Genomic DNA, 25,368 nt, shown 5'->3' with positions numbered 1-25,368 from the left:
AAAGACCCAGGTGGATGCTACACAAATAGTAAACATAACGTGGCCAGGCCAGTTCGCCCAAGCCCGATACCAGATTGCACGCATACCGGAGGAGACATGAATTTCGCAGCATTTTATCAACGCTCGATCGACACGCCAGAGGCTTTCTGGCGCGAGGAAGCGGACAAGATCGACTGGAACGCCCCGTTTTCGCAAGTGCTCGATTATTCGCGCCCACCGTTCGCCAAGTGGTTCGTCGGCGGCACCACGAATTTGTGCCACAACGCCGTTGACCGCTGGGTGGACAGCCAGGGCGATGCCGCCGCGCTGATCGCCATTTCCACCGAAACGAACACGGAGCGCAGCTACAGCTTTCGCGAGCTGCAGCGCGAGGTGGAGCGCTGCGCCGCCATGTTGCTGTCGCTGGGCGTGGTCAAGGGCGACCGCGTCCTGATCTACATGCCGATGATCGCCGAGGCGGCGTTCGCCATGCTCGCTTGCGCCCGTATCGGCGCCGTGCATTCCGTGGTGTTCGGCGGCTTTGCCGCCAACAGCCTGGCCAGCCGCATCGACGATGCGCAGCCCAAGCTGGTGTTTTCCGCCGATGCCGGTTCGCGCAATGGCAAGGCGATTGCCTACAAGCCGCTGCTCGACGAAGCCATCCGCATCGCCGCGCACAAGCCGCGGCAGGTGCTGCTGGTCGACCGCCACCTGGTGCAGATGGAACTGACGCCGGGCCGCGACGTCGATTACGCGACACTGCGCGAGCGGCATCTGGATGCGCGGGTACCCGTCACCTGGCTCGAATCGAATGAACCGTCGTACGTGCTGTACACCTCGGGCACGACGGGTAAGCCGAAGGGCGTGCAGCGCGACGTGGGCGGCTACGCGGTGGCGCTGGCGTCGTCGATGCAGTACAACTTCTGCGGCAAGCCCGGCGAAACCTTCTTTTCCACCTCGGATATCGGCTGGGTGGTGGGCCATTCCTACATCGTGTACGGTCCGCTGATCGCTGGCATGGCCACCATCCTGTACGAGGGTTTGCCTACCTGTCCCGATGCAGGCATCTGGTGGAGCATCGTCGAGAAATACAAGGTCACGCGCATGTTCTCGGCGCCGACTGCCATCCGCGTGCTGCGCAAGCACCCGGTGGAACTGATGCGCAAATACGACCTGTCGTCATTGAAGGCGCTGTACCTGGCGGGCGAGCCGCTCGATGAAACTACCTCGCAATGGATCGCCGATGAACTGAAAGTGGACATCATCGACAACTACTGGCAGACGGAGACGGGCTGGCCGATCCTCTCGGTGGCAAAAGGCGTGGCCGACACGCCGACGCGCCTGGGCAGCCCCGGCCTGGCCATGTACGGCTACCAGGTCAGGCTGCTCAATGAAGCGACGGGCGAGGAGTGCGGCGCGAACGAGAAGGGCGTGCTGGTGCTGGAAGGCCCGCTGCCGCCGGGCTGCATGCAGACGGTGTACGGCGACGATGCGCGTTTCGTCGACACCTACTGGTCCACTTTCAGCGGCCGGCAAGTGTATTCCACGTTTGACTGGGGCGTGCGCGATGCGGATGGCTATTACTTTATTCTGGGCCGCACGGACGACGTGATCAACGTGGCCGGCCACCGCCTGGGCACGCGCGAAATCGAGGAAAGCATCACCAGCCATCCGAACGTGTCGGAAGTGGCGGTGGTGGGCGTGGAGGACAAGCTCAAAGGCCAGGTGGCGATGGCGTTCGTGATCCTGAAGGATCCGCAGGGTTTCGACAGCGTTGAAGCGAAAGCGATGCTGGAGCGCGAAGTGATGGCCGTCGTCGACCGCCAGCTGGGCGCCGTGGCGCGGCCCGCGCGCGTGCTGTTCGTGGCGCAGTTGCCGAAGACGCGTTCGGGTAAGCTGCTGCGCCGTTCGATCCAGGCCATCTGCGAAGGGCGCAGCCCGGGCGACCTGACGTCGATGGATGATCCGGCCGCGCTGCAGCAGATTCAGGTAGCGCTGGCATAAGCGCCATGACGAGCGCAAAGTTTATCAATCGATAAACTTTGCGTTCAAATGCGGTCGCTTTCCTTGCGCACGACCCTGCCCACGATCAGGCATTCATTGCCGCGGCACAGTTTGCGGTGGTATTTGCGCTGGTCGGGGTTGTCCGACGTCAGCCACCATTCGCCGATATCGCGCGCCATGCGTTTGACCACCGGTTCGCCTTCATAGTTGATGGCGAATACCACGCCATCGGCCGGCCGGCTGTCGGCCGTATTGATGATCACCACGTCGTCCTCGTACAGCGCCGGCTCCATGCTCTCGCCCTTGACCTTGATCGCCACCAGTTTTTCAGGGTGGTAGCCATTGCGCTCGACCCAGCTGCGCGGCACGCTGATGGTGCTGCCGTCGTGCGTTTCCGGTTCGATGGCAAAGCCCGTGATGCCGGCCGACAGGCGCAATTTCACCTTGCGGATCGGATAAAAGCGTTCATCCTCGCCATCTTCCACGACCACGGGCTGCGCACCGGCCAGCGCGCGCGCGGCCATGGCCGCCTGGTCGGGCGCCGCGCCCTGGTCGAAGTACATGCTGTCCAACTGCAGATCCGCTTCCAGCTTGCGCGCGATCTTTTCGCTGAAGGCGCGGCCCTCGCGGTAGCTGGGCGAGAGGATTTGCGAGATGCGCGCCTCGCTCCAGCCGCTGACGTCGGAAATTTTCTTGCGCGTGTTGTCGTAATGCTCGCGGATCAGGGCCAGCAGGCGATCGCGTCTGTATTGATACATATTCATCTCCACATTAAACCTGAAATTTACCGTTTGATAAATTACCAAATGCTTGACTTTAACATTAGCGATTGATAAAGTCCACTCGTTGCCTGTCGCAAACGCACTACAGCGTCTGCCGGTTGGCGGCACCACGGGAGGTCAGGCAGATGTTGAACAGCAGTCAATTGGTTGAAAGCAGGGCGGCGCCACGGCAGGGGCGCCAGTTACAGGGACGCAGCAAGAAGTCGCAGCTGCACATCGCCCGCATCGCGCAGTACATACGCGAGCAGGGCCAGGCCAGCGCGGCGCAGTTGTCCGCCTTGCTGGGACTCGATGCGGGCACCATGAGCCGCTATTTGCGCCACATGTGCGGCATGGGGCAGATTCATCTGGCGCAGCGGCATTGCACGGAGCCGGGACGCCAGCGGCCCGCCCTGTATGCGCTGGGCGAGCAGGAGGACGAGGTCGATGGCTGGGCCGAGCTGCCGCCGCAAGTGCGCCGCACGGCCAGCTGGGCACGCGGCACGGCCAGCCGCGATCCGCTGGTGGCGGCCCTGTTTGGCCCGGCCCAGAATAACGATTAGTATCAACGAGGAGATATCATGGGATTCGCAGAAAAATTCATCGCATCGCTGTCGTCGCAGAACCTGCGCGACGATGCCGTCCACCACGACCTGGATGTCATCGCCGCCGCCGCGCTGGCCGGCGACATGGGCGCCTTGCTGTGCCGCGTCAAGTATGCGGACGGCACCGTCAGCCGCCTGTTTGAAGGCAATGCCGGCAATCTCGCGCAGTTGCTGCGCGCCTGGACGGCGGCCGTGACGCACAAAGGCCGCGAGCGGCGCTGGGTCAAGGCGAACACTGCCTGGGATGCGCAGGCCGCCAATACCTTGTACCGCCGCGTGGCCGAAGCGTCGCTCGCGCATTGGCTCGACAGCAAATGCAAGGTCTGCCACGGCACGGGCGTCGTCGCCGCCATGCAGGCCGGCGCGCCTGTCGTTTGCAAGGCGTGCCACGGTGGGGGCGAAGCGGCCATCAGCTGTTCCGGCGGCTTCGAGCTCGAACGCATCAAGGATATGGTCAGCGAACTGGAAGGCATCTTCCAGTCGCACAGCGCCCGCGCCATGCGCCGCCTCGGTCACTGAAAATTTTTTTGCAATATGCCTGGCAATGAAAAAAACGCCCCTACAATAGAGTCTCGATCACGCAGCAACAGCAACACAGCCAATACCGCAGTACACCACATGCTTCTCCACTCGTAATAGACGCGCTTTCGGCGCGACACCGATAGGGGAAATCAGCGCAGCGAACGGCCTTCATGGCCCCTTCGCCCACTATCCATCCGGCATGGCCTCGCGCCATCCGGACGCCAGCCCGCCGCCTCGCCGCGTGCGGGTTTGTTCATTTCCCCACCTGCATAAATACTGTTTCACTCTTTCCTGGAAATGTAACGGCGATGCTCGTGCTGTCGGCCTCTGATATTCCTCCCTAGCTGCGCATCCTCACTCCCACCACCTGAAAGGCAATCATGGCCCTCGAAACCACCGCCGCCGGCGGCGCATTGATCAAACTGTTTGGCGTGCCCGTGCTGGCCGGCGCCGCCGCCACGTCGCTGGGCTTCATGTTCATGTGGCCCCAATCCACCAAGGAGGCATTTATTCGTTTTTGTTCCAGCATCATCATTTCCACCTTTCTCGGCCCCGTGCTGGTGGCTGCCGTGCTGTCGTGGTGGCCCAGCCTGTTCGACAGCGCGAAAACCGTGGCGGGCCTGTATGGCGGCGACCCGGCCACGGGTTTCTTGTTCATCGCCGCGCCCGTGATGGTGGCGGCCGGCTTGCCTGCCTGGTGGGTGCTGGGCGCTTGCGTGCGCTGGTTCGACAAACGGCGCGGCAAGGATATCGGCGAACTGGCGGCCGATGCGGCCGCTGCCGTCAAGGATGTGCGGGGCATGCTGTGACAGGCGCCCAATTGATGCAGATCATGCCGTTGGCCGGCCGCCGCGCTACGCTGTTCCTGGCGCCCTTGAATGCGGCGATGTCCGAGTTCGATATTGATACGCCGCTGCGCCGGGCGTCGTTCCTGGCGCAGGTGGGCCATGAATCGGGACAGTTGCGCTATGTGCGCGAGCTGGCCAGCGGCGCGGCTTATGAGGGGAGGGCGGATCTGGGTAATGTGATCGCTGGCGATGGCGTGCGTTTCAAGGGCCGCGGTTTGCTGCAGGTGACGGGACGCGCCAATTATGCGGCGTGCGGCGTGGCGCTGGGCCTGGATTTGCTGGCGGCGCCGCAGTTGCTGGAGGCGGCGACTTTCGCTTGCCGATCGGCGGGCTGGTTCTGGCAATCGCGCGGCTTGAATCGACTGGCCGACGCGGGTGATCAGGAACGGGTGACGCGCCGCATCAACGGTGGCGTGAACGGCCTGGCCGAGCGCCTGGCCTTGTATGCGGCTGCGCGCAAGGTGCTGGCATGAAGCCGTCGTTGTTTGTGCTGGCCATGCTGGTGCTGCTGGGCGCCGCCGTGTTTTGCGCGCAACGCTGGGGACATGAGGCGGGTCTTGCCGCGTGCGCGGCGCAAGTGCAGGAGGTGGAGGGGCTGTTGCGGCGCCAGAACCAGGCGCTCAATGCGATGCGGGAGGAGGGCGCGCGCCGGTCGGCGCGGGTAGGGCAGGCATTGGCCAGTGCGCAGGCCGGGCAGGCAGAGGCGCAAGCGGCAGCGGCGCGCATCCTGGCGCTGCAGCCCGAAGGCGACGCCTGCCGTGCCGCCGAAGCGCTGATCGCCAGTGAAATGCCATGAGGCCGCTGAGCGAACGTGAGAGTGAGAGTGGGCGGAGTGTGCGGTGGCGGGCAAGGAGGCGCAGTATCAAGTGCGCCGCCGAGCTATTGCTGGTGAGTTTATTGACCGGCTGCGCGGCATGGGCGCCGGCATCACAGGCGGAAGTTTGGCCGGTGAGCGCGCCTTGCCTGGTCACGCGCCCAGTCGCGCCCGCCTTGCCGGCGGTGCCGTCCCACGGCATCTTCGAGCAAGTGCAAGCCTTGCTGGCGCGCGAGCAATTGCGTGCCGCCCATGTGCGGCAGCTGGAAGCGCTGCTCGATGCCTGCTCCGGGGCTAATAACTCCTGACAACGCTTGATTGCGCCTGACAACACCGTGGCAGGTGGAAGGAGGGCACGGCCCCCGGTTTGCTCAGGAAGCGCCACTGCACGAAGTATGTGGCGTTGAAGCGGTGAGCGTCGCGGGCCGCGCATGACGACGCGCAGCCGGTTTTGACAGGCGATCCTGGATTCACCCATCAGTCACCAATGGCCTGCCAGCGCTGCCGCCGTTTGCCGCCTTCTGGTGCAGGCGCGGGGCGGCATGCGAGAAAACGGTGCATCCATCGCCCAATTGCTTGATCTCTGGTGAATTTCGGCACAATTTCTGTATACAATCCACCTGGCACGATGCGTGCATGGCATACCTTGGTCGTCCCATTCAAGGAGCTTCGCATGCCTCATCCGCCGCCACTGTGTTCCTGTCGTCCCGTTTCTCTCTTGCTTTTCCCTTTCACCTGCGCCCATCCGGGCCGCGGCAACCCAGGAAATGGAGCGTAAATGGCCACTCCCCGATTGAAATCGATCCACCGCAGCGTGCCTGGCGCCACGCCTGCCGCGCCATCGCCCGTCGATGAAATCCTGCCTGCCGGCAAGCTGTTTACCTTGGGCTTGCAGCACGTGCTCGTCATGTATGCGGGCGCCATCGCCGTGCCGCTGATCGTCGGCCGCGCCCTCAAGCTGCCGCCCGAGCAGGTGGCTGCATTGATCAGTGCGGACCTGTTCTGCTGCGGCCTCGTGACCCTGATCCAGTCCCTCGGGATAGGCAAGTACTTCGGCATCCGCCTGCCCGTCATGATGGGCGTCACCTTTGCCGCCGTCAGTCCCATGCTGGCGATGGCGAACATTCCCGCCCTGGGCATCACGGGCATCTTTGGCGCCGTGATCGGCGCCGGCGTCGTTTCCATGCTGATCGCTCCCTTCATCAGCCGGCTGCTGGCCCTGTTTCCGCCCGTGGTCACGGGCAGCATCATCGCCGTGATCGGCGTGTCGCTGATGCGCGTGGGCGTGAACTGGGCCATGGGCGGGCCGCCCGCCATGGCGCAGATTGCCGATCCCGCCTTCCTCAAGATGGCCGCTGCCGCCACGGCGGCGGGCTTGCCGGCGCCGCTTGGCCCCGTGCCCCTGATCGCCAATCCCGGCTACGGCGCGCTGGACAACATGGGCATCGCTTTCTTCGTGCTGGCCGTCATTTTGCTGGTGGCGAAGTATGGCCGCGGTTTCCTGTCGAATATTGCGGTATTGATCGGCATCATCGCCGGCACGGCGCTGTCGTTTGCACTGGGCAAGGCTGATTTTGCCAAGGTGGCCAGCGCCAAGGCCTTTGCCATCGTCACGCCGTTCCAGTTCGGCATGCCGACCTTCGACGTGGTTGCCATCATCACCATGAGCCTGGTGATGATCGTCGTCATGATCGAGTCGCTGGGCATGTTTCTGGCGCTGGGAGAAATGACGGACAAGCGCATCACGCAGGCCGACATCAGCCGCGGCCTGCGCGTCGATGGCCTGGGTACCCTGATCGGCGGCATCTTCAACACTTTTCCGTACACCTCGTTCTCGCAAAACGTGGGCCTGGTGGGCGTGACGGGCGTGCGCAGCCGCTGGGTCTGCGTGGCGGCCGGCCTCATCCTGCTCGTCATGGGCGTGATCCCGAAGATCGCGCAGACGGCCGAAGCCGTGCCGGCGTTCGTGCTGGGCGGGGCAGGGCTGGTGATGTTCGGCATGGTCGCCGCCACCGGCATCCGCATCCTGGCCGGCGTCGACTACAAGAGCAACCGCAACAACCTGTTTATCGTGGCCCTGTCGATCGGCTTCGGCATGCTGCCGCTGGTGGCGGAACAGTACGCGCAGCACATGCCCAAGGCCCTGTCGCCGTTGTTGCACAGCGGCATCCTGCTGGCCGCCATCGTCGCCGTGCTGCTTAACCTGTTCTTCAATGGCCTGGCGTCGCAGGAAAGGGCACGGGAGCAGGCGCGCGAGAACAGCCATGGCAGCGAGTAAGGCGCCGCCCGGTGCCATGAATGCGGGTTAGCCGGGCGGCAGAATCCTCAGCACCACGCAATTGCGTCCCGCATCCTTGGCCTGGTACAGGGCGGCATCGGCCAGGCGCAGCAGCGCGTCCGGATCGGCGGCGCCCGGCGCCGACTGCACCGCGATGCCGACGCTGATCGTCACCTGTTGCGCGTCCGTGCTCGCGTGGACGATGTCCAGATCTTCGATGGCGCGCCGCAGCGCTTCGCCGATCTGGCGCGCTTCGTCCTCGCCCGTGTTTGGCAGCACGATCGAAAACTCTTCGCCGCCGTAGCGTGCCGTCAGGTCGCCCGCGCGCCGCATGCCGGCCGCCAGCGCCTGCGCGACCCGGATCAGGCATGCGTCGCCCGCCTGGTGGCCATGCCGGTCGTTGAACAGCTTGAAGTAGTCGACGTCGAGCATGATGACGGCAAGCGGCTGGCCAAGGCGCGTGGCGCGCGCGCATTCGGTGCGCAGCACGTCGTCAAAATGGCGCCGGTTCGACAGGCCCGTCAAGCCGTCGGTGATGGACAGGGTCGCCAGCTTGCGGTTGGCGTCTTGCAGCTGTTCCGTGCGCTCGGCAACGCGCCGTTCGAGGCTGTCATGCAACCTGGCGCTGGAGATCGAGATCATCGCCTGCGCGCCGAGCATGCGCAGGAACGCGACGCGTTCTTCCGTGAACGAGGCGTCGGCCAGCCGGTTCTCGAAGTACAGGATGCCGTCGATCTGCCCGCCGTGCCGGATCGGCAGGCACATGACGGCGCGCGGCAGGTGCGACTGCACGTACGGGTCGGCGGCAAAGCGCGAGGCGCCCGTGATGCAGTCTTCGATCACCTCCGCGCCAGTGCGGATGACGTAGCGCAGCAGCGACAGCGGGAATTGCGGGTCGCTGGCGGCGTTCAGGTCGAGCTGGCGCGCTTGCAGCACGGTGACGCCATCGCCATCGATATTGGCTTCCAGCCGATAGCTGCCTTCGGACAGCAGCAGCAGGCGCGCCACCTGCCCGCCGGCGTTTTCGCACACGATGGCAATGAGGCGTGTCAGCACGTTGCGCAGGCCGACTTCGTTCGACAGGATTTGGGCCGCCTTCAGCAGCGACACCAGGTCGAGCGCCGAACTGCCGTGCGTGTGGGAGACGGAATACCGCTGCGTGCCGCGGCCCTCCATCCTTGACAGCAGCGCGGTATGGGCCTCGCGCAGCTGCGCCACCTTGCCCTCCGCGCCCCACTGGCCATAATGCGCGATGGCGTCCCGGATGAAGACGGCGGCCACGCGCGGTTGTCCCTGCTCGCACCAGCATTCGCCGCATAGTTCATTGCCCAGCGCTTGCATGTTGACGTAGCCCGCGAGCGCCGCGGCGTCGATCGCCTGCTGGTAAAGGCGCGTGGCCAGTTGCAGGTCGTCCTGGTCGCGTGCCATTTCTGCCATCACCAGCAGATGTTTGGCGGCGCTATTGTCCGAGCCTTGCCTGGCCCACGCGGCAAGGTTCTCCTGCAGCGTGCCGATCATGGCCAGCATGGCGCCTGCGTCGGGACGTGCAGGAGCGCGCCGCAATGCGCGGATCAGGATCAGCGCGGCGTAGAAGCTGCATTCGGCAACCTTGGCCTGGCCGCGCATGATCTGCGTGACCATGCCGAGCTGGCCGGCCAGCTGTTCGGCGTCGGCGCTGTCGAACAGGTAGGCGTTGCGGATCTTCCCTTGCAGGAAGTAGGCGCGGTACAGCTGCGAGTCGCCATATTGTGCGAGGAAGCGCGCCTCGCTGAAGGTGGCATCGTCGTAGCTGTCGTGACGGGGCAGGAGTCCCATCAGGCATTTGATTGGCTGGACCGCGGCGGCGACGCAGCAATCGGCCATCGCCTGCTGGCCGTTGGCGCGCATCAGCGCCAGGTCGTGCCCGATGTCGTGCATCAGGTGCGGCAGGTAGTCGCCAAGGATGATGCGGTCGGTGGCGCGCACGGCCGTCACCACACCGACCTGCACGAAATCGGCGATTTCCAGCGCCCAGCCAAACGCCTCTTCGTACAGGGCGTCGGAGCTGCGCAGCGGCTGCGTCCAGTGGTTGCTGAGCGCGCCGAACATCAGGCCCGTGAGCGTGCGCGTCTGCAGATTGGCACGGCGCCTGGCCAGCGCCATCGCCATCGCGCCAAAGTCGTAGCCGCGTGCGATGTCGCCGCTGTACAGCGCCAGCATCATCGCGTAGCCGACATAGGCGACGGCGCTGAAATCGCTGTTCCCCCGCTGCATGGACAGGCGCGTCATCGACACCACCATCAGCGCGCTGAGATCCTGCTGGCCGGCGTAGTAGCTGGCCATCCACAGGCCCTGCATCATCTGCATCGCGGCCACCGCCTCCGGTTCGCACATGTCGGCCGCCGCCAGCAAGGTCTCGGGCGCCTGCGCGCCAGGCTGGCGCCCGATGTCGGCGAGGATATCGGCGAAGCGCGCCTTCATGTGCGCCACATCGTGCGGAATGTCGATGCCCAGCTGCGCCAGGCCGTCGCGCTGCACGGCGATGGCGTCGAGCAGGCGGCCCTGTAATTGATACTGGTGCGCCTGGATGGCAATGCAGCGCGCTTGCAGCAAGGGGTTCAGGGCGCGGGCGCGCACCACTGGATAGATCGCCTCGGCGGCGTCGAACTGGCCACACAGGTAGGCCGCTTCGGCCGCGCCCAGCTGCAGATCGAGCCAGAGCCCGGCGTGGATGCTCCATGCGTCCGCCGGCAGCAGGTCGAGACCGATTCGCATGTGCTCGAGGGTGGACTGGAACGCGGCGGAGCGCCTTGCCTTGACGCCGGCCTGGAGATTGAGCATCGCCAGCTGCACGCGCTCGTCCGCATCGTCAATCAGCGCGCGACCGGTGTTGAGCTGCTCGACGATGTCAAACAGCGTCTCGTCCTGGCGCTCCGGCGGCGTATGCCGCAGCAGCAAGCGGCCGATCAGAAGATGGTTGGCCACGCGCGTACCGGCATCGGCGACCAGGTAGGCTGCCTGCTGCACCCGGTCGTGCAGGAAGCGGTAGCTGACGCCGCTGTTGCCAGCAGCGGTGTCGCCATTGACGTATTTATAGCGTTCGTCGAGCGGCTGGATCAATCCCGCCCTGAGCGCCGGCCACAGGTCTTGCTGCGTTTGTCGCGCTGTGCGGTCCACCGTCAGGGTGAGCGTGTCGAGCGTGAAGCGGTTGCCGCTGGAGGCGGCCAGTTGCAGCAGGTGCTGGGTGATTGCCGGCAGGCGGCGGATTTTTTCCAGCAGCACCTCGACCACGTTGTCGGTGTATCTGGCCTGTTCGATCGCGGGCAAGTCCCAGTCCCAGCAATCGTCGGCGGGCCGGTAGCGCAGGTGGCCCGATTCGTTGAGCGCAGCGAGGAACTGGTTGAGGAAAAACGGATTGCCGGCCGTCTTGCGGTAGCAAATGCTGGTCAGCGGCGCGCAGGCGTGGGCCGGCACGCGCACGCTGGCCGAGACCATTTGCGCCACCTGCGGCTCGGTCAGTGCGCTCAGTAACAGCGTCGACAGGCGTACATCACGGGCGAGCAGCTTGTCGCGCAGCCCGATGAGCGGATGCGCGGCGCCCACCTCGTTGTCGCGGTACGCGCCGATGAACAGCAGGCAGCTCTTGTCGCAGGAGACCATCAGCAGCTCGATCATCCGCAAGGTGGCCGCATCGGCCCATTGCAGGTCGTCGAGGAACAGTACCAGAGGATGCCCGGCGCAGGCGAAGACTTCGACGAAGCGGGGGAAGAGGCGGTCCAGGCGCCACTGGACCTGTGCCGGCGCCGATGCGGGCATCGCGTCGGTGGCGCCGACGATCAGGGCCAGCTGGGGAATCAGCTCGACGATCACGCCCACGCCGCTGCCCAGGGCCAGGTGCAGTTTTGCGGACCACTGCCGCAGCGTTTCCTCGGGCTGGCCGAGCAACTGGCGCACCAGTCCCTGGAAGGCCTGGATCAGCGAGGCATACGGCACGTCGCGCTGGAGCTGGTCGAATTTCCCGGACAGGAAGCAGCCGCGCCGGGCGATGATGGGCTTTTGCACTTCGTTGATGACCGCCGACTTGCCGATGCCCGAATGGCCGGCCACCAGCAGCATCTCGCACCTGCCCGTGCTACTGCGCTCAAACGCCGCCAGCAGCGCGGCGATGGCATCTTCGCGCCCATGCAGCGTTTGCGGCACCAGGAAGCGGCCGTTGTGGTCGGACAGCTTGAGCGCCTGCGTGGGCTTTTTCGCGCGGCACGCTGCGAGGTCGCTGCGCAGGCCTTGCAGGCTCTGGTAACGCTGATCGGCATTTTTTTCCAGCAGTCGCTGGATGATCGGCAGCAGCTGGCCGGGCAAGCTTGCCAGCGCAGGGTGCGACCAGTCGGGACTGCGCGCAATGTGGCAATGCACGAGTTCCATCTCGTCGCCTGCCTCGAACGGCGCCTGGCCGGTCAGCAATTCGTACAAGGTGGCGCCCAGCGCATAGAAATCGGCGCGCCAGTCGACCCTGCGGTTCATGCGCCCGGTCTGTTCCGGCGCCATGTAGCGCAGCGTGCCTTCGAGGGTCTGGAGGCTGACGATGCCATGGCTTTCGTAGGGCAGTTCACAGGCGATACCGAAATCGATCAGCTGCAGCAGGCGCCGCTCGCCATTCCACACCAGATTGGAGGGATTGATGTCCTTGTGGATCACGCCCTGGCGATGGACCTCGTCCAGCGCGGCGCACAGTTGCAGCGCGATGTCGAAAAAATCGTCCAGCGCCAACGCGGGTTGCGACGGCGTGCTGCGCGCCGCCACCTGTGCGCGCAATAGCTGGTCGAGCGCCAGGCCGCCGGTATCTTCCTGCAGCATCGTCCAGTGCCCGCCGTGCAGCTGCAGCGCCAGCGGACGCGCCACGCCAGGATGGCGGCAGCGGCGCGCGATCGCGTACTCGCGCTTGAACTGCGCCAGCTGCTGGAAGGAGGGGAACTGCTGATTCGGCATCTTGGCGATCAGCGCCGTGCCATCGGCCGCCCTGGCGCGGTAAACCCGCGAACGGGCGCCGCTGTGTAGCTGTTTGATGATTTCGTGGTCGAAAACGGAGCGCATGGGCTGGGCTTGGCGGTACACAGACGGTTGCGGGAGCCTTGAGGCGCACAATTCGAAGTCTTACTTCGTTGCAAGTATTATATCAGCAGGGGGCCGTGGGGGAGGGGGAAGGGTGATGGGGTTTGTTGTAAAAATGCCAGTGGAAGCAGGCGAGTGCGGGCGCGGGAATGGCGCGGGGTGACGGGAGGGTGCTGCGGCGCATCGGGTGAACGGTGCGCCGCAGCCTTATCGATTCAGGAGCGGTTTTTGAGTTATGCGCGTCCCAGGGTTGGGTCGCTTACAGAATCCTTGCCATTCTCGATTCGCCCCGCGACGCGGCGCCGGAAAGTTTTCTGAGTATTGCAGGTGACCGAGAAGTCATACCAGTTGCCGCTGTCGGCCAACGACCAGTGAAAGGATCCCACCTCACCGGCGGCTACCTCGATGGTCCACGGGCCATCGCTTCGATATGCTTCCGCCGATATTGTGAACAAGCAACGCGCGCTGCTTTTGTTATGCAGTTTGAGCGCGAGTTCAGCGGGGCTGCACGTCATGTAGCAGGCCTGAATTTCCGGGCCTCTGGTATCCCCCTGTTCCTTGAGGTCGCCGACAAAGTGGCGATGAAAGCCGTTGGGGCCAAGCACCCACAGGCGATACGAACCGGTATCGGACGCCACTTCCCAGCTGCCCTCCAGCGTCTTGCCTGCCTCTACGACGTAGCGCCGCGGGATCCGGTCCAGATGCAACTCGTCATACACGTGGAACACTGCGCCGGCCTGGTTGCTGCTGTCGTTGGCAAACACCAGCGTCACTTTCTTTGCGCCGGAATCGGCGCGAGCCGTTACGTGCAATACATAAGGCAGGGCGCGCGATGGACGGGTGCCACTCGCCTGCACCGGTAACTTGGCTGTGGTGGACGCCAATGGTCTCGCCAGTGCGCGCGCCTTGCCCTGGCTCAGCGCCAGCGCATCGACCTCCGCTTTGCTGCCGTGTCCGCTGAGCGTTGGCAACGCCCCCGCATTCGGGTTGACAAAATTAAAGCAAGAGCTCAGGTCACCGCAGACGGCACGCCGGTAAGCGCTGATCTGCGGCTCGAGGACGCCGAATCGCTTCTCGAGAAATTGCAGTACCGAAGTATGGTCGAAGACCTGCGAATTGACCCAGCCGCCACGGCTCCACGGTGAAACGATCCACATCGGCACACGCAGCCCCGGTCCGTACGGCCGGCCATCAACGCCGGGTTGAACAGTGGTCGCCGGCTTGTAATTGTGATATTCGACCGCGATGTCGGCCTTGTTGAGCGTGGTGGCGCCTGCGACGCTGCCGTCAGGATTGAGCGATGGCGCGCACGGCGGAGGCAGGTGGTCGAAGAAGCCGTCGTTCTCGTCATAGTTAATCAGCAGCACGGTCTTGCTCCACACTTCCGGATTCGCCGTGAGCGCATCGAGAACCTGCTGGATATACCAGCCGCCTTGGGCAGGGCTGGAGTAGCCAGGATGCTCGCTGTAGGCCGAAGGTGCAATGATCCAGGACACGGCGGGCAGCTTGCCGTTGTTGATGTCTTCACGGAAGGTTTCCAGGAAGCCGTGAGGCATGGTGTTGTGAAATCCCTTGGCCAACGGACTGAGGGCGTCGTCGATGCTGGCGTCATAGAATGGGCCGGCGCGGGTGACATCCTGGCTGATGTCGGTGGAGGAAACATGGCGTGGACGGCGACTGGCAGGCAGCTTTTCAATGTCGGCGCGCCAGTGGCGAAAACTTGTCATCTCGTTGCAACCAAAGTTGTCGACCAGGCTTTGATACACCTTCCAGCGCACCCCGGCCTTTTCCAGGCGGTCCGCATACGTCGTCCAGGTCCATCCCTCACTCGACGGCCCGATGTTGTTGCCGTCGTTGTACTGATTGTTGAGTACCGCGATCTCGACTTTTTTGCCATCGATAGGACCGCGGCCATTGGGGCCGTTTGTGCCAGTAAAATAGAACAAGCGGTTCGCAATTGTCCCCGTGTGCATGCCGCAGTGATAGTGGTCGCAGACGGTAAAGGCATCGGCCAGCGCGCGTTGGAACGGGACTTCCGCAGTATCGAAATATCCCATGGAAAGGGGACCCTTGGAGTCTGGCCAACGATTCATCCGGCCGTGGTCCCACGCCGCCTGCGAGTCGCCCCATGTGTGCGGTGTGCTGCCGGCGCGTTGCGCGTTGCCCTTGGTTTCATCAAGGCGGAAGGGGATATACGTTCCTGCGGCCTTTGACTGGGTATGGGTCTGGTACATGATGCTGGACCCGTTCGGCGAGGGCGCGACGAATCGGTCACCGTATCCCCTGACGCCCTTGAAGGTGCCAAAGTGGCTATCGAATGAGCGGTTTTCCATCATGATCATGACGACATGCTGAACATCATTGATCGTTCCCGTGACGTTATTGGCTTCGATCGCCAGGGCGCGCCGGATCGCTGGCGGGAATGCGGACAAGGCGGCAAGAGATGCCATCGTGCCGAACGAATTACGCAGGAACTGGCGTTTGGAATTGTTTGTGAACATGGAGGAGTGGCCGCAGGTAGCGATGTTGGGTGGATGGGTGATCAGGTGGCAAAGGGGGCCTGGCGATCACCACCTCAGGGCGTGGGAGCACATTGCGACTTCTCGCACGCGGATGGAGGCGGGCTGGGGCTCAGAGTCGGAGCTGCAGCCGAAGTTCCACCGCCACAGGCTGCCAATGTGCATAGCCATGACAGGGATAAAACGAGCCGGAGGCGGTTACGCGGCAGACGCAAGGATGGGGAGGCTGTTTTCATTTGGGTAGGCAAAAGGTTAATTGCAAACGCAACGACCTGCCTGAGTGTGCCGCATGATCACCCAGTCTTGGTCACTGTCGCCGGTTTGTTCAAGGGAGTTCGACTGCGATACCCTGAACCAGGGAAGCGCTGATCAATTTTCTTTCTTGGCGAGGCTCACGTCTCAAAGGGGGGCGAACGGCGAGCCGATCCAGCGCAACTGCTGGCGCGCGATGCTGGGCAACTTGCCCCAAGGGGGCTCGATGTTGATCATGGACAGGACGCGGTCGCGTCGGATCAGCTTTTTCTTGGCGGGGGATTCAAGGTCGGAAAAGCTCTTTTGCATGATCGATGGCTGCCTGGGAGAGTGTTTATATTGTCTCAGATGAATGCGCCGCAGGGAATGGCGGCTGTTGAATTAATCAGTGCTTCTTGATGAAACTGAATGAACTCTCTAAATCTCTCCCAGGAAAATGAATGGGTGGAGCAGTTGCACAAAAGCCTGGCATGGGGGGGGCTGAGCAAAACGTGCGCGGCGGTGCGCATTCAAGTGAAACAGCGGCGCCGGCTCTCCATGCACATCATTGCTGTGTCATGCATGGAGTTTATTCGCCCTGTAATCGATGATGTTGATTAAAAGCAGTTCTTCAGCGCACAGGCGGGGAAGGTGCGCAATGAGCGACTATGTCCACAATATCGGCACGGTTCTCTTCGCCGAGGTGTTGGCCACTGCATTGATGTCTGTACCCTGAGTATCATTTATCTTCATACCCTTGATCATTGCCGGGTATTGCGACCTCAGGACATGGCCCGACCTTGTGACGTTAGTGCATGCTCTTCATTAACACCAGGACGAGGAACACGCCAAGCACGAGGTTGGCCGCCAGCAGCAACATGCAAGTGCGCCACAGTGCGCCCCATTTGCCCAGGTTGTAGGTGCCGCGTAGCTGCAGAAACATGTGCAGGGGCGGCGCCAGGCACACGAGCAATGCGATCAGCCAGCCCTGGTTGAGCATCGCTAGCGGTATCAGCACGGTAAACAGCAAGGACATGAAGCACAGCGAGTACAGCACGAAGACAGCATGGTCGTACATGGCCACGCCTGGCTTCCAGAAAAACATCAGCCACACGAAGGGCAGCGAGATCGGGATCAGCAGGAACGAGAACTTGTAGGCCGTGTTCTTGAACTTGTAAAACGCCAGTTCGGGATTCTCTGCGGCGTGATGAAAGCTTTTTTCCAGCTCCGGAAACATGGCGTTGGGATTGGGCGGGCTGGACGCGATCCTGGCGGCAGTCTTGTCGAACCAACCTGGCTCTGTCAGCTCAAGTGCTTCCTCGGCGGTCGCTTTTTCGGGCGACACGACGTGCAGCAGGCGTTGCTCGGCTTCGTGGTGCAGCTTGCGCGAAACGGCCAGCGCCTTCTCGACACCAGCGACGCCGATATCGGCCTTGCGGGCCTCCTCCAGCGCCAGCTCATTGCGCTCGACCTTGAGCTTGGCGGACGCGGCGTGTTTGGTCAGCGAGGCGATATTGGCGTCGCGGGTCAGCAGCTTGCCGCCGCCGAACGAGGTGGCGAAGAAGGTCAGGAACACCATGAACAGGAACAGCGCGAGCGGCGAAACATAGTTCTTGCGCTGCCCGTCGATGTAGCGGCGCGTCAGACGGCCAGGAAAGGCCACCAGCAGCGGGATCGTCTTCCAGCCCTTGGCGTCGAAGTGCAGGATGCCGTGCACGACTTCTTCGGCCAGGTGCAGCAACGAATGGTGGACGTGGGCCGACTGGCCGCAGGCCTGGCAAAACGCGCCGCCCAGCGGCGCCTGGCAGTTGGCGCAGTTCGCAACGTGCGCGGCACTGGCCGGCTGCGGCGTTTTATCGTCCTCAACCTCGCTGGCCGCCACACCTGCCATCGCCAGGGCGCCGACCGCTTTCAGCTCACTCATCGTGCAACTCCCACCAGGAAAATGGCTGATTGTGCAACAAGGCGCCTGTATGTTCAAGTAATACTGGCAAAAACGGCAGTCGGTACGCTGCCGGCCAGTGCCGCAGCGGCTGGCATCGCCAAGGCCATCGAGCAGAGGGCGAGAGGAGGCGAGAGTCAGATCCAGCAATAACAGCGAGGGTCAGGTCCGACAATCGGACAAAAACCTAACAGCTTTGCGCTTCAAAGCAGGGGGAATTCTGCGACGCCAGTTCTATAAAAGCTGAGGCCGTGTCCAAATATCAGACCTGACCCTGGATGTGCTAGACCTGACCCTGGATGTGCTGGATGTGCGATGCAATATATTCGCCATCGTCGAGGCAAGCTGGTGAAGCCCACAAAGTAGGCTCTGGTGATTCATTGCGGAAAAGACTGTATTTTGCGGAAAAAACATCGCAAAAAAATAGTGGTCACTATCGCCGAAAAAGGCATGTGCGCTGGTGCCCGGAGCCGGAATCGAACCGGCACGCCCTTACAGGCGGGAGATTTTAAGTCAGGCGTGAAAACGTTTAAAATCAAACACTTAAGGTCAATTTTGTTTCCGCAATTATTTTTCTTTGCTGCCTTGAAACCCGCATGGATGCTGATGCAAACCTGCCTTTGCGGAAAAGATTTTCTGCCTTATTGTGCTGGGAAGTTGCTTTTTACGAACGCCTGGCAGGCCCTTCCTGTCGCGGCAACTTCCTCCGTCTGCAGGATCAAGGCTTGAATATCTCGCGCCACAGCGTCAGGAAGTAACCCGCTGGCGGAATCGGCTGCAGCGCCTCCTTCGGGGCCACTGGCACCGGCCGGGGCGGTAGGTCCAGCACTTGCACAGAAGGCGGGCTTGCGCATGCGCTCAGCAGCAGCAAGGCGAGCGCGCACATTATTGATTTCGTCATCGTAGACTTTCTTAATGGCTGCCACTTTGGCGGCCTGTTGCCTGGCTTGCGCCAGGTTCTCGGCAGCGCGCTGCGCCACCGCCTTTGTTTCCGCTGCCGCGCGGGACTCCTTGTCTGCATCCCACAGCGCCTGCACGGTCGCCCGACCTTGGGCGACACCCTGCGCACGCTGGTAAAGCATGCCGGAGCCGGCCAGCACGCACAGCAGCAATGCGCCGTACAGCCATCCAGGGACCTTGCCTGCTAATTTAGTCAGCGCGATCACGCCAGCACCTTGCGGGCTTCCCGGTACAAGGCCAGGCGCTCGGCCAAGCCGTTCACGCCACCGTTGATGCGGCGCGTCACACGTTCCTGGTCGCCAGCATCAGCCAGGGCATTCAGGCCGTGCATCTGCCAAAACCAGCCCGCCGAGCGGCAGGCGTTGACGGTCTGCTCGAGCAGCTCGGGCTGAGCCAGCAGATCCAAGCTCAGCGCCATGCCGCATGCAGCGTAATTGGCGCGGCCGGTCACCTGCAGCAGGCCACGTCCACGGAAGCGCACGCCGTCGCCGCGCTGCGTGTTGCCGAGGTCGGCGCGCCCCTCGTAGGCCTGGCCGCTGGCCAGCTCACGCACATAGCGCAGCTGGCCAGACTCGTGCCCGACCTGGGACAGGAACGATGCCTGGCGCGCCGGCGTCGTGACGCCGAATTCCAGCATGGCGGCGTTTAGTGGCGCCAGGAAGGAGGCCGCGCGCGAGCGCGCCAGCGGCATGATGGCCAGCAACTGGACCAGCGAGACGGCGCTCACAGGCCGCCCCGCACATCCTTGACCACGGCGGCCGCGTCGCGCACCAGCTCGCCGATGTCCTTGTCCTTGCGATTGTCGAGCCAGCGCACCGTGGCGCCCAATACCCACCAAGCGGGCAGGCCGGCGGCCACCATCAGCGGCGCGGCGATGAATAGGAAGCCCAGCGCCGGGTCGCTGCCGTACAGCACGGCGACGGCGCGCGCGCTGTCGAACAAGCCCGGCATCCAGTTGCGCACGACCACGACCAAGGCCGGGCCCATCAAGGCGGAAAAGAGAATGGTGACGAAGAAGCGCACGCCCGCTTCCTTGGCGGTTTTTGGCCACATGAACATGAATCCCAGTGAGGTTGCGGCAGCGCCGGCCAGGACCGGGATGCCAAAAATTTTTATCAATGCGCCGCCGGCGGCGGTCGTTTCGAGGGCCATAAATGCACTTTCAAGAGGGTGGGAAGGGTAAAACTGAAGGCTGGCCAATCTAATTACGTCATGGTTTGCTGGATCAAGCCATGCAGATACTGGTAGGAATAGACCAGCTTGGCGCCGGCGGGGAGGCTGGCATTTGTGACATTGATATTGCTTGCGTTCCCTTGCGACACCGCCATAACGGGTAGTCCGGCAGTGTTCTGTAAAATGTTGCTTACTATCAGGTTGGCGTTAATCACATTGTCAGTCAGGCCGGAAATGCAGAGATACACCCCTTGCCATTGGTAGCCGGAGGGTGCATGCACGACGGAAATGGTCAGAATGGCACTGTCCTGCATGTACGGCCGGCGCACCCCGGCGAAATAGGGCAGGGAAAACGGCGCGCCGAGGGCCGCAGAGGAAATTGTGGAACTTGTGTTGTCCGCAAGATAAATTTGTCCTACGCCTGGCTGATTGTAGAACTCGCGGCAGTGAATCATCGACCCCTTCAAGAACTTCCCTTGATTGAAGTTCCAGGCAACAAGGGCGCCTTGATGGAACACATTTGCGCCAGTGGCAAGAGTCAAGAGGTTGCTTGCCGAGCCCTGGGTTTCGGCGGTGATGTTCCCGACGATAGGCATCTGTGTTGAATCGTTCTGGATGAAAATCCCATTGGGATTGAAATTCCAGATAGTCCCATCCATCGGGGCCATGTACGGAACGGCATTTGCGGTCACCCAGATGGCTGGACCCGAAGTCGGGCCGAGATTGCCCTTGAAATCCCTAACCCCCGTGCTGCGGAATGAAGGATCCCCGGCACCAATGGAGTATTTCATCCAAGTTTTCACCGAAACGTCAAAATAGGCTTCATGCAGTACCCAGCCCTCGGTGAACGAGCCGGCCTTGAGGTTGTAGGCATGAGCGCAGATTGCCAGATTGTAGAAGTGCCAACCCCGCAAGTTGAAAAAGCAGACGCCGTTGTTTCGCACGCCCTCATTACTGGCCGTCCGGGTAATGCCGTCAAGGCGGATGCCCTGCCAGTCGCAGGTTGGAAGCTGGCCTGATCCGCCAGTGGTGTAGAAGGTGACGAGCGTCTGGATGTTGCCCTTCACGATGAATTGTTCTGCGCCGTCCGTAATCATGGGCGGAAGGTAGTCACCAACCGGAACTTGCCAGCCGCTGCCCGTCACCAGGTAAGAGCCGGACGCTCCGTAGACGGCATGCTGGTTGACCGCGCCCGCCGTCAGCATGTACAAGGTCCAGCGATTCAGCGCGTCAGTATCATCCGCAACACCATCGCCAACGGCTCCAAACTGCCGCTGGCTCACTAGGCCGCCGCGCACCAAGAGCCAGCGGCCGGCACCGCCCAGGGCAGCAATTACGGTGCCGCCGTTGATCGCCAGCGCCGAGCTGGCGTCGTAGCGGTAGTTGCCGCCTCCGCCATCACCGGCAACGAAATAGCCAGTGACAAAGGCATGGATATTTTTCGTTACATCGAGCGCTGACAGCGCCGCAATTGAAGATACTACCCGGCCAATCCGGTTTGTCAAAAACTGATCAAGGCGCTCTGAACCGTAGCCGATCAATGACGCACCGGTTGCTTGATCCAGATCCCTACGCAGGGCGTCGACAATAGATTGAGAACTCTCAATGTTGTCGACGTCGTATATGACATTCCCAAGGGCGTCTTTCAGGATGATCCGGTAGGTACCGGAGCCGAACATCACCACCTCACCACGAGCATTTACCAGGGTTGGGTTTGTGTTTGCTATGGTCAGCGCGACATCTTGATAGGTGGCTTTTGGCGTCAGCGTGCCCGCGGCGTACGTGAAGATTTGCCCGCCAATCAAGGGATTCCAGTTTGCATCCTGGAACAACTGCTTCGGCTGGGGGAGGAGGCTGCCTGCCATGGACGTTCCAATAAAAAAAGCCCGCTAAGTAGCGGGCGTTTGTCGATGTACCGCACGGGGCGGGAGGTATTTTTGGTGCGGCGATGGCCACCGGGGTTACTGGCGGTCGCCTGGTGTTAGCGGCGCCGCGCGATAAACTGTCGGTGCCGCTTTGTCGATCAGCCGGTTGGTGGCCGTACCGATACGCGTGGGTTGCTGCAGTTGCAGATAGCGGCCGAGCGCGTCGTGCAACAGTTGCGGGTCGGCCAGCAGGGCGTCCAGCTGGGCCGCCTTGCTTTGCTTGGCCGTGTTGCGCATCGAGTCGAGGATGGGGCCGGAGAATGCGCGCACGCCGGGGATGCGGTGCGCCATGAAGTCCACCACCGGGCTATCGAGCAGGCCAAGGCTCATGGCGCTTTGCACATTCTGTGCCGTATTGGAGCCTGTAGCACGGCCGAGGTTTTCGGCAAGATATGCCGCTTGCACTTCATCGTTGATCTGCTTCAGCATGGCGTTCTCGGCTGGGTCAAAGGTCTCGCGCAGCGCACCAGATCGCCCCGACAGCCAGTTGTCCAATTTGCTTGCGCTCAGGGTGCCCATCTGGTCGGTCTGCCGGGCAGCATCGGTGATGGCGTAGTTCTTTAGGCCAGCCAGCAGTTTCGGGCTGTCGCCGACCAGGCGCTTGAAGCTGGCAGCGTCTTCTACCTGAGAGCGGCCGGCGTTGAAGAACTTTCCGGCCAGCTCGGCGCCCTGGGCCGATGCCTGGCTATCGCTGCCGTCGCGGAACATGTTCACCTGCGGGCCGGTGCTGAAGCGCTGCTTCTTGGCGATGTAGGCATCAAGCGCCTCGCGGTAGCGGCGCATCATCGCCGGCGGGAAGTTTTCCACGTCCTTGACGCCGGCGCCTGAGCCGACCTTGAGCAAGTGATCGTCGATTTCCGCGATCGCCTGCTCGATGGCCGTGCTCTCGGCATTGGCGCCGGTGCGGCCGCCTTTGATGTCCCGCGCGGCGTTGCCCATCGATGAGCGCAGGTTTTGCAGCTCCCGGTAGGAAACGCCCTGGCGCGGCATGCCCGGCACCACCTGCTGCGACAGCGCATTGCCATCGGCACCCAAGATGCGGCTTTTGATAATTTCGTCCGGCGTGCCCATCCCGGCGGCGGTCAGGCCATCAGCCTCCTTGAGTAGGGCGTTGAATTTGTTGCCCATGCCGACCGTACCCGGGCCCAGGAATTTATCGGACAGCATATTGAAGCGCTCGACCGGCAACAAGAACGACGAAGTACCGCCCGGATCGATGGTTTCCGGCGCAAACAGTTGGTTGACGCGCATGCTGTCCGCCTTGTAGGCCGGGCGGGCGAACTGCTCGACCGCGTTGCCGACGTTTTCGGCGGCCTGCTGCACGGAGCCCGTTACCGGTGAAATGCCGTTCAGCGCGGCGATGCGGGCCGCATTGTTTTCGGTCTGGCGGTTCACCAGGTTGAAATTGCTGTTGTTCTTGAGCGTGCGCTGCAGCTGGCTCACACCCGGCTGTTGCACGATTTCCGGCACCGTAGCGCGCGCGCCCGTGATTGAAGGCGCCGTTCTTGCCGCCAGGGTACCGCGCAGGGCTTGCGCCGCCTGCGGCGTGCCATCGCCAGTAGCATTGAGAACCGTCTGCGCCAGTTGTACCTGCGGCGGCGTACGCAGCGCATTGATGCCCTTGCCGGCGATGCCCATCGCCTTGCCGACCGCTGCGAAGGTCGGCGGTAGCGCAGCACCGATCAAGCCGCCATATACCGCGTCATCCGGATTAGCCAGGCCTGCGGCGGCGGCGCCAGTGATGCCGCCGCCGGCCATGCGGATGCCCATGTTGGCCGCGCGCGCGCCGAGGCTGGCGGCGGCCGGCAGGGTGCCGGCGCGCATGCCGCCGGTAGCCACCGCATTGATCAGGGGCGCGGCGCCGGGCGCAATGACGCGCACGCCGTTGGCCAACACGCCGCCTACTCCAGCCGTGCCTGCAATCTCGCCAGCCAGCTTGCCGGCGCCGTACGTAGTGGTTTCCGGCTCGGCACCCATCATGCGCAGCCCTTCGTCGATTTTGCGGCGGCGCTCGCGGTTACCGGCGAGCGACAGGCCTTTGCCTTGGCGCGCGTCCTGGATCATGTCGTAGGGCGCAACGATAGTCGCGCCAATCGAGCCGGCGCCGCGCACAAAGCCGGCAGCCGTATTACCAATGCCCTGGACGAGGTCTTGTGCTGCCTGCTTGCCCGCGGCGCGATTGTAGTCTGCCATAGTGGGTTCGGAAGGGGGGGCATCTACAGGCATCGACTGAATATGGGTCGCCAGCTTCTTGGCGCCTTCAACGTCGCCGGCTTTGTCGGCATTGCGCAGCGCTGTGTAAAGCTCTTCACGGGTTGCCATCATTTGCCTCCATATTTCTTGAGCAATGCATCGATGTCAGATGGTGCGCTGCTAGCGGGCGGTGCTACTGGGTTTGGAACGGTGGCGGCTTCCTTCTTGTAATTAAAGCGGGTTTTGGCATCTTTGCGGCCGGTCGACAATTCGTATTGCTGCTCCAGATTGTCCTTTTGTGCTGACATCAGATGCAGATAGCCGCCGATCACCCCCTTCAGCTGCTTTGGGGTTTTGGCGTTGTCAAGCAAGTGCGACAGCTCTTGTCGCTCTTCCACCCCACCGCCGCCGGCCACAATCGATTTCAAGACCTCTTTCGCCACAATGCCTTTCACAGCGTCAAAGTTCGTCGGCGCCGTGCTGCCGGTGTTCTGCGCCACCGTGTTGGCGATCTTGTTGGCCAGCGGGACATTGCCGTTACCCAGCGCGTCGACCAATTGATCCAGTTGCGACAGATGGTCAGTTGCGGTCGAAAAGGAACGAATCGAATTGCCGGGCGTGCCGGTGGAGAAATCACGCATCGCCTTTTGCTTTGCGTCGTACTCTGTCGCGTCGAAATTGGGGTATTTCGCGTTCACCCGATCCATCAGGTTGGCAATTTTCGGATTGCGAAGCGCATAGCCGGTCGGCGCCTTCATGCGGCCTTGGCCGATTGCATCAACGGACGACTCCGAAAGGTCGGACGGCGCGTTGCCTTCTTCTTTGCTCTTATCGAAAGTCAGTCGTTCGCGCGCCGTGCGGGCGCTGCTGTCGGCGGAGTAGCGCGAGCTTTGGGCCGATAGGCGGGCATTCGCATCCGGCGTGGTCTGCTTGATTAATTGCTCGGCACCCAGCTGGCTTTCCATTTTCCATTGCTGGAATTTTTGTGGATCGGTCGGGATTCTCGCCAGCGCCTGTTCCAGCGTGCCGCCGTAGGCAACAATCGGCGCAAGGCGCGGATCACTGTGCAGGGACGATACCCATGCGGCCGCCTGCTGAGGGTCATTGATCGTATTGAGTGCATCGCGATGCTGCTGTGATGCCAGATTAATCGCCTTGGCCTGGGTTTCCGCCGTCTGCGCCTTGATATGGTCGGTATCCGCGCCGACCTTGCCGATATCTGCCGTGGCCTTCAGGCGTTCCTGGAACTGCTTGCCGTACGCAAGGCCGCGCGTACCATAACCTTGGGTAGCCAGTCCGCGTACAACGTCATCGCCGCTTTTGCCATCGGCTAGCAACTGCGACAGCGAGTTCTCGCCGGCACGCTCGCGCTGACTGTCAGCGAAGGTCATGTCGGCCAGCCGGTTCTGGTTGCGAGTCTGGTACAACTGGGCCAGCTTGTTCTGGGTGTCAATCGGGCTATCGAGCTGCACGCCGCGGCCCTGCAGAATGATGCTTGGGTCAAGTGCCATATTTTTATTCTCCGA

Annotated in this window: 18 protein-coding genes and 1 pseudogene; 8 read left to right on the top strand and 11 right to left on the bottom strand. The window is 62.7% G+C overall.

The window, feature by feature from the left end:
* The first annotated feature begins 96 nt into the window (after positions 1–96).
* A complete protein-coding gene (locus FG13_RS07875; RefSeq protein WP_035819890.1) occupies positions 97–1,983 on the top strand; it encodes a propionate--CoA ligase in 1,887 nt (628 codons plus the stop codon).
* A 44-nt stretch (positions 1,984–2,027) separates the two neighbouring features.
* On the opposite strand, the gene FG13_RS07870 is transcribed toward FG13_RS07875, so the two are convergent.
* Complete coding sequence (locus FG13_RS07870; protein WP_035819889.1) at positions 2,028–2,741, bottom strand: S24 family peptidase; 714 nt, start codon at positions 2,739–2,741, stop codon at positions 2,028–2,030.
* A gap of 149 nt (positions 2,742–2,890) precedes the next feature.
* Here FG13_RS07870 and FG13_RS28855 point away from each other — a divergent pair, with 149 nt between their 5' ends.
* The 7 genes from FG13_RS28855 (at position 2,891) to FG13_RS07835 (ending at position 7,811) form a co-directional block, all read left to right on the top strand.
* Complete coding sequence (locus FG13_RS28855) at positions 2,891–3,307, top strand: FeoC-like transcriptional regulator (RefSeq protein WP_051958753.1); 417 nt, start codon at positions 2,891–2,893, stop codon at positions 3,305–3,307.
* Between the two features lie 18 nt (positions 3,308–3,325).
* Positions 3,326–3,868 carry a zinc finger-like domain-containing protein gene (locus FG13_RS07860; RefSeq protein ID WP_035819887.1) on the top strand — a complete coding sequence of 181 codons (543 nt, stop codon included), beginning with the start codon at positions 3,326–3,328 and terminating at the stop codon, positions 3,866–3,868.
* 383 nt (positions 3,869–4,251) lie between these two features.
* Positions 4,252–4,680 (top strand): hypothetical protein, encoded by a 429-nt coding sequence (locus tag FG13_RS07855; RefSeq protein ID WP_035819886.1) that lies wholly within the window; start codon positions 4,252–4,254, stop codon positions 4,678–4,680.
* Positions 4,681–4,694: 14 nt separating this feature from the next.
* Entirely contained in the window at positions 4,695–5,192 is a 498-nt protein-coding gene (locus tag FG13_RS07850; RefSeq protein ID WP_035819884.1) for a glycoside hydrolase family 19 protein, read from the top strand.
* Positions 5,189–5,515: a hypothetical protein gene (locus tag FG13_RS07845; protein WP_035819882.1), complete on the top strand. Its 327-nt coding sequence runs from the start codon at positions 5,189–5,191 to the stop codon at positions 5,513–5,515. The genes FG13_RS07850 and FG13_RS07845 overlap by 4 nt, the downstream gene beginning before the upstream one ends.
* A 152-nt stretch (positions 5,516–5,667) precedes the next feature.
* Positions 5,668–5,841 carry a hypothetical protein gene (locus FG13_RS30405; protein WP_158300023.1) on the top strand — a complete coding sequence of 58 codons (174 nt, stop codon included), beginning with the start codon at positions 5,668–5,670 and terminating at the stop codon, positions 5,839–5,841.
* Between the two features lie 470 nt (positions 5,842–6,311).
* Complete coding sequence (locus tag FG13_RS07835) at positions 6,312–7,811, top strand: nucleobase:cation symporter-2 family protein (protein ID WP_235211693.1); 1,500 nt, start codon at positions 6,312–6,314, stop codon at positions 7,809–7,811.
* Between the two features lie 27 nt (positions 7,812–7,838).
* Here the strand turns inward: FG13_RS07835 and FG13_RS07830 are convergent, their stop codons facing one another.
* The 10 genes and pseudogenes from FG13_RS07830 to FG13_RS07780 form a co-directional block, all read right to left on the bottom strand.
* Positions 7,839–12,881, bottom strand: coding sequence for a diguanylate cyclase domain-containing protein (locus FG13_RS07830; RefSeq protein ID WP_035819879.1), 5,043 nt, complete (start codon positions 12,879–12,881; stop codon positions 7,839–7,841).
* A 251-nt stretch (positions 12,882–13,132) separates the two neighbouring features.
* Complete coding sequence (locus tag FG13_RS07825) at positions 13,133–15,400, bottom strand: phosphocholine-specific phospholipase C (RefSeq protein WP_035819877.1); 2,268 nt, start codon at positions 15,398–15,400, stop codon at positions 13,133–13,135.
* Between the two features lie 474 nt (positions 15,401–15,874).
* A pseudogene (locus FG13_RS29970) lies at positions 15,875–15,979 on the bottom strand (IS5/IS1182 family transposase); the annotation flags it as partial.
* 478 nt (positions 15,980–16,457) lie between these two features.
* Entirely contained in the window at positions 16,458–17,573 is a 1,116-nt protein-coding gene (locus FG13_RS07810; RefSeq protein WP_035819872.1) for a DUF3667 domain-containing protein, read from the bottom strand.
* A 659-nt stretch (positions 17,574–18,232) separates the two neighbouring features.
* Positions 18,233–18,757, bottom strand: coding sequence for a hypothetical protein (locus FG13_RS07805; RefSeq protein ID WP_152598715.1), 525 nt, complete (start codon positions 18,755–18,757; stop codon positions 18,233–18,235).
* On the bottom strand, positions 18,754–19,278 hold the full coding sequence (locus tag FG13_RS07800; RefSeq protein ID WP_235211692.1) for a glycoside hydrolase family 19 protein: 525 nt from the start codon (positions 19,276–19,278) through the stop codon (positions 18,754–18,756). The genes FG13_RS07805 and FG13_RS07800 overlap by 4 nt, the downstream gene beginning before the upstream one ends.
* Positions 19,275–19,604, bottom strand: a complete 330-nt coding sequence (locus FG13_RS07795; RefSeq protein ID WP_235211691.1) for a hypothetical protein — start codon at positions 19,602–19,604, stop codon at positions 19,275–19,277. Before FG13_RS07795 ends, FG13_RS07800 begins: the two co-directional genes overlap by 4 nt.
* A gap of 152 nt (positions 19,605–19,756) precedes the next feature.
* Complete coding sequence (locus FG13_RS07790; protein WP_035819864.1) at positions 19,757–21,589, bottom strand: hypothetical protein; 1,833 nt, start codon at positions 21,587–21,589, stop codon at positions 19,757–19,759.
* 96 nt (positions 21,590–21,685) lie between these two features.
* Positions 21,686–23,974, bottom strand: coding sequence for a hypothetical protein (locus tag FG13_RS07785; RefSeq protein ID WP_152598714.1), 2,289 nt, complete (start codon positions 23,972–23,974; stop codon positions 21,686–21,688).
* Positions 23,971–25,353, bottom strand: a complete 1,383-nt coding sequence (locus tag FG13_RS07780) for a hypothetical protein (protein ID WP_035819861.1) — start codon at positions 25,351–25,353, stop codon at positions 23,971–23,973. The genes FG13_RS07785 and FG13_RS07780 overlap by 4 nt, the downstream gene beginning before the upstream one ends.
* Positions 25,354–25,368: the final 15 nt, after the last annotated feature.

This window comes from Janthinobacterium sp. RA13 (assembly GCF_000745325.1).
GTDB lineage: Bacteria > Pseudomonadota > Gammaproteobacteria > Burkholderiales > Burkholderiaceae_D > Janthinobacterium > Janthinobacterium rivuli.
This window is presented reverse-complemented; position numbering and strand designations above follow the sequence as displayed.

Excerpts from the sequence above, each read along its gene's own strand:
- FG13_RS07875 (WP_035819890.1), top strand. The coding sequence starts at position 97 with ATGAATTTCGCAGCATTTTATCAACGCTCGATCGACACGCCAGAGGCT.
- FG13_RS07870 (WP_035819889.1), bottom strand. The coding sequence starts at position 2,741 with ATGTATCAATACAGACGCGATCGCCTGCTGGCCCTGATCCGCGAGCAT.
- FG13_RS28855 (WP_051958753.1), top strand. The coding sequence starts at position 2,891 with ATGTTGAACAGCAGTCAATTGGTTGAAAGCAGGGCGGCGCCACGGCAG.
- FG13_RS07860 (WP_035819887.1), top strand. The coding sequence starts at position 3,326 with ATGGGATTCGCAGAAAAATTCATCGCATCGCTGTCGTCGCAGAACCTG.
- FG13_RS07855 (WP_035819886.1), top strand. The coding sequence starts at position 4,252 with ATGGCCCTCGAAACCACCGCCGCCGGCGGCGCATTGATCAAACTGTTT.
- FG13_RS07850 (WP_035819884.1), top strand. The coding sequence starts at position 4,695 with ATGCAGATCATGCCGTTGGCCGGCCGCCGCGCTACGCTGTTCCTGGCG.
- FG13_RS07845 (WP_035819882.1), top strand. The coding sequence starts at position 5,189 with ATGAAGCCGTCGTTGTTTGTGCTGGCCATGCTGGTGCTGCTGGGCGCC.
- FG13_RS07835 (WP_235211693.1), top strand. The coding sequence starts at position 6,312 with ATGGCCACTCCCCGATTGAAATCGATCCACCGCAGCGTGCCTGGCGCC.
- FG13_RS07830 (WP_035819879.1), bottom strand. The coding sequence starts at position 12,881 with ATGCGCTCCGTTTTCGACCACGAAATCATCAAACAGCTACACAGCGGC.
- FG13_RS07825 (WP_035819877.1), bottom strand. The coding sequence starts at position 15,400 with ATGTTCACAAACAATTCCAAACGCCAGTTCCTGCGTAATTCGTTCGGC.
- FG13_RS07810 (WP_035819872.1), bottom strand. The coding sequence starts at position 17,573 with ATGAGTGAGCTGAAAGCGGTCGGCGCCCTGGCGATGGCAGGTGTGGCG.
- FG13_RS07795 (WP_235211691.1), bottom strand. The coding sequence starts at position 19,604 with ATGTGGCCAAAAACCGCCAAGGAAGCGGGCGTGCGCTTCTTCGTCACC.
- FG13_RS07790 (WP_035819864.1), bottom strand. The coding sequence starts at position 21,589 with ATGGCAGGCAGCCTCCTCCCCCAGCCGAAGCAGTTGTTCCAGGATGCA.
- FG13_RS07785 (WP_152598714.1), bottom strand. The coding sequence starts at position 23,974 with ATGATGGCAACCCGTGAAGAGCTTTACACAGCGCTGCGCAATGCCGAC.
- FG13_RS07780 (WP_035819861.1), bottom strand. The coding sequence starts at position 25,353 with ATGGCACTTGACCCAAGCATCATTCTGCAGGGCCGCGGCGTGCAGCTC.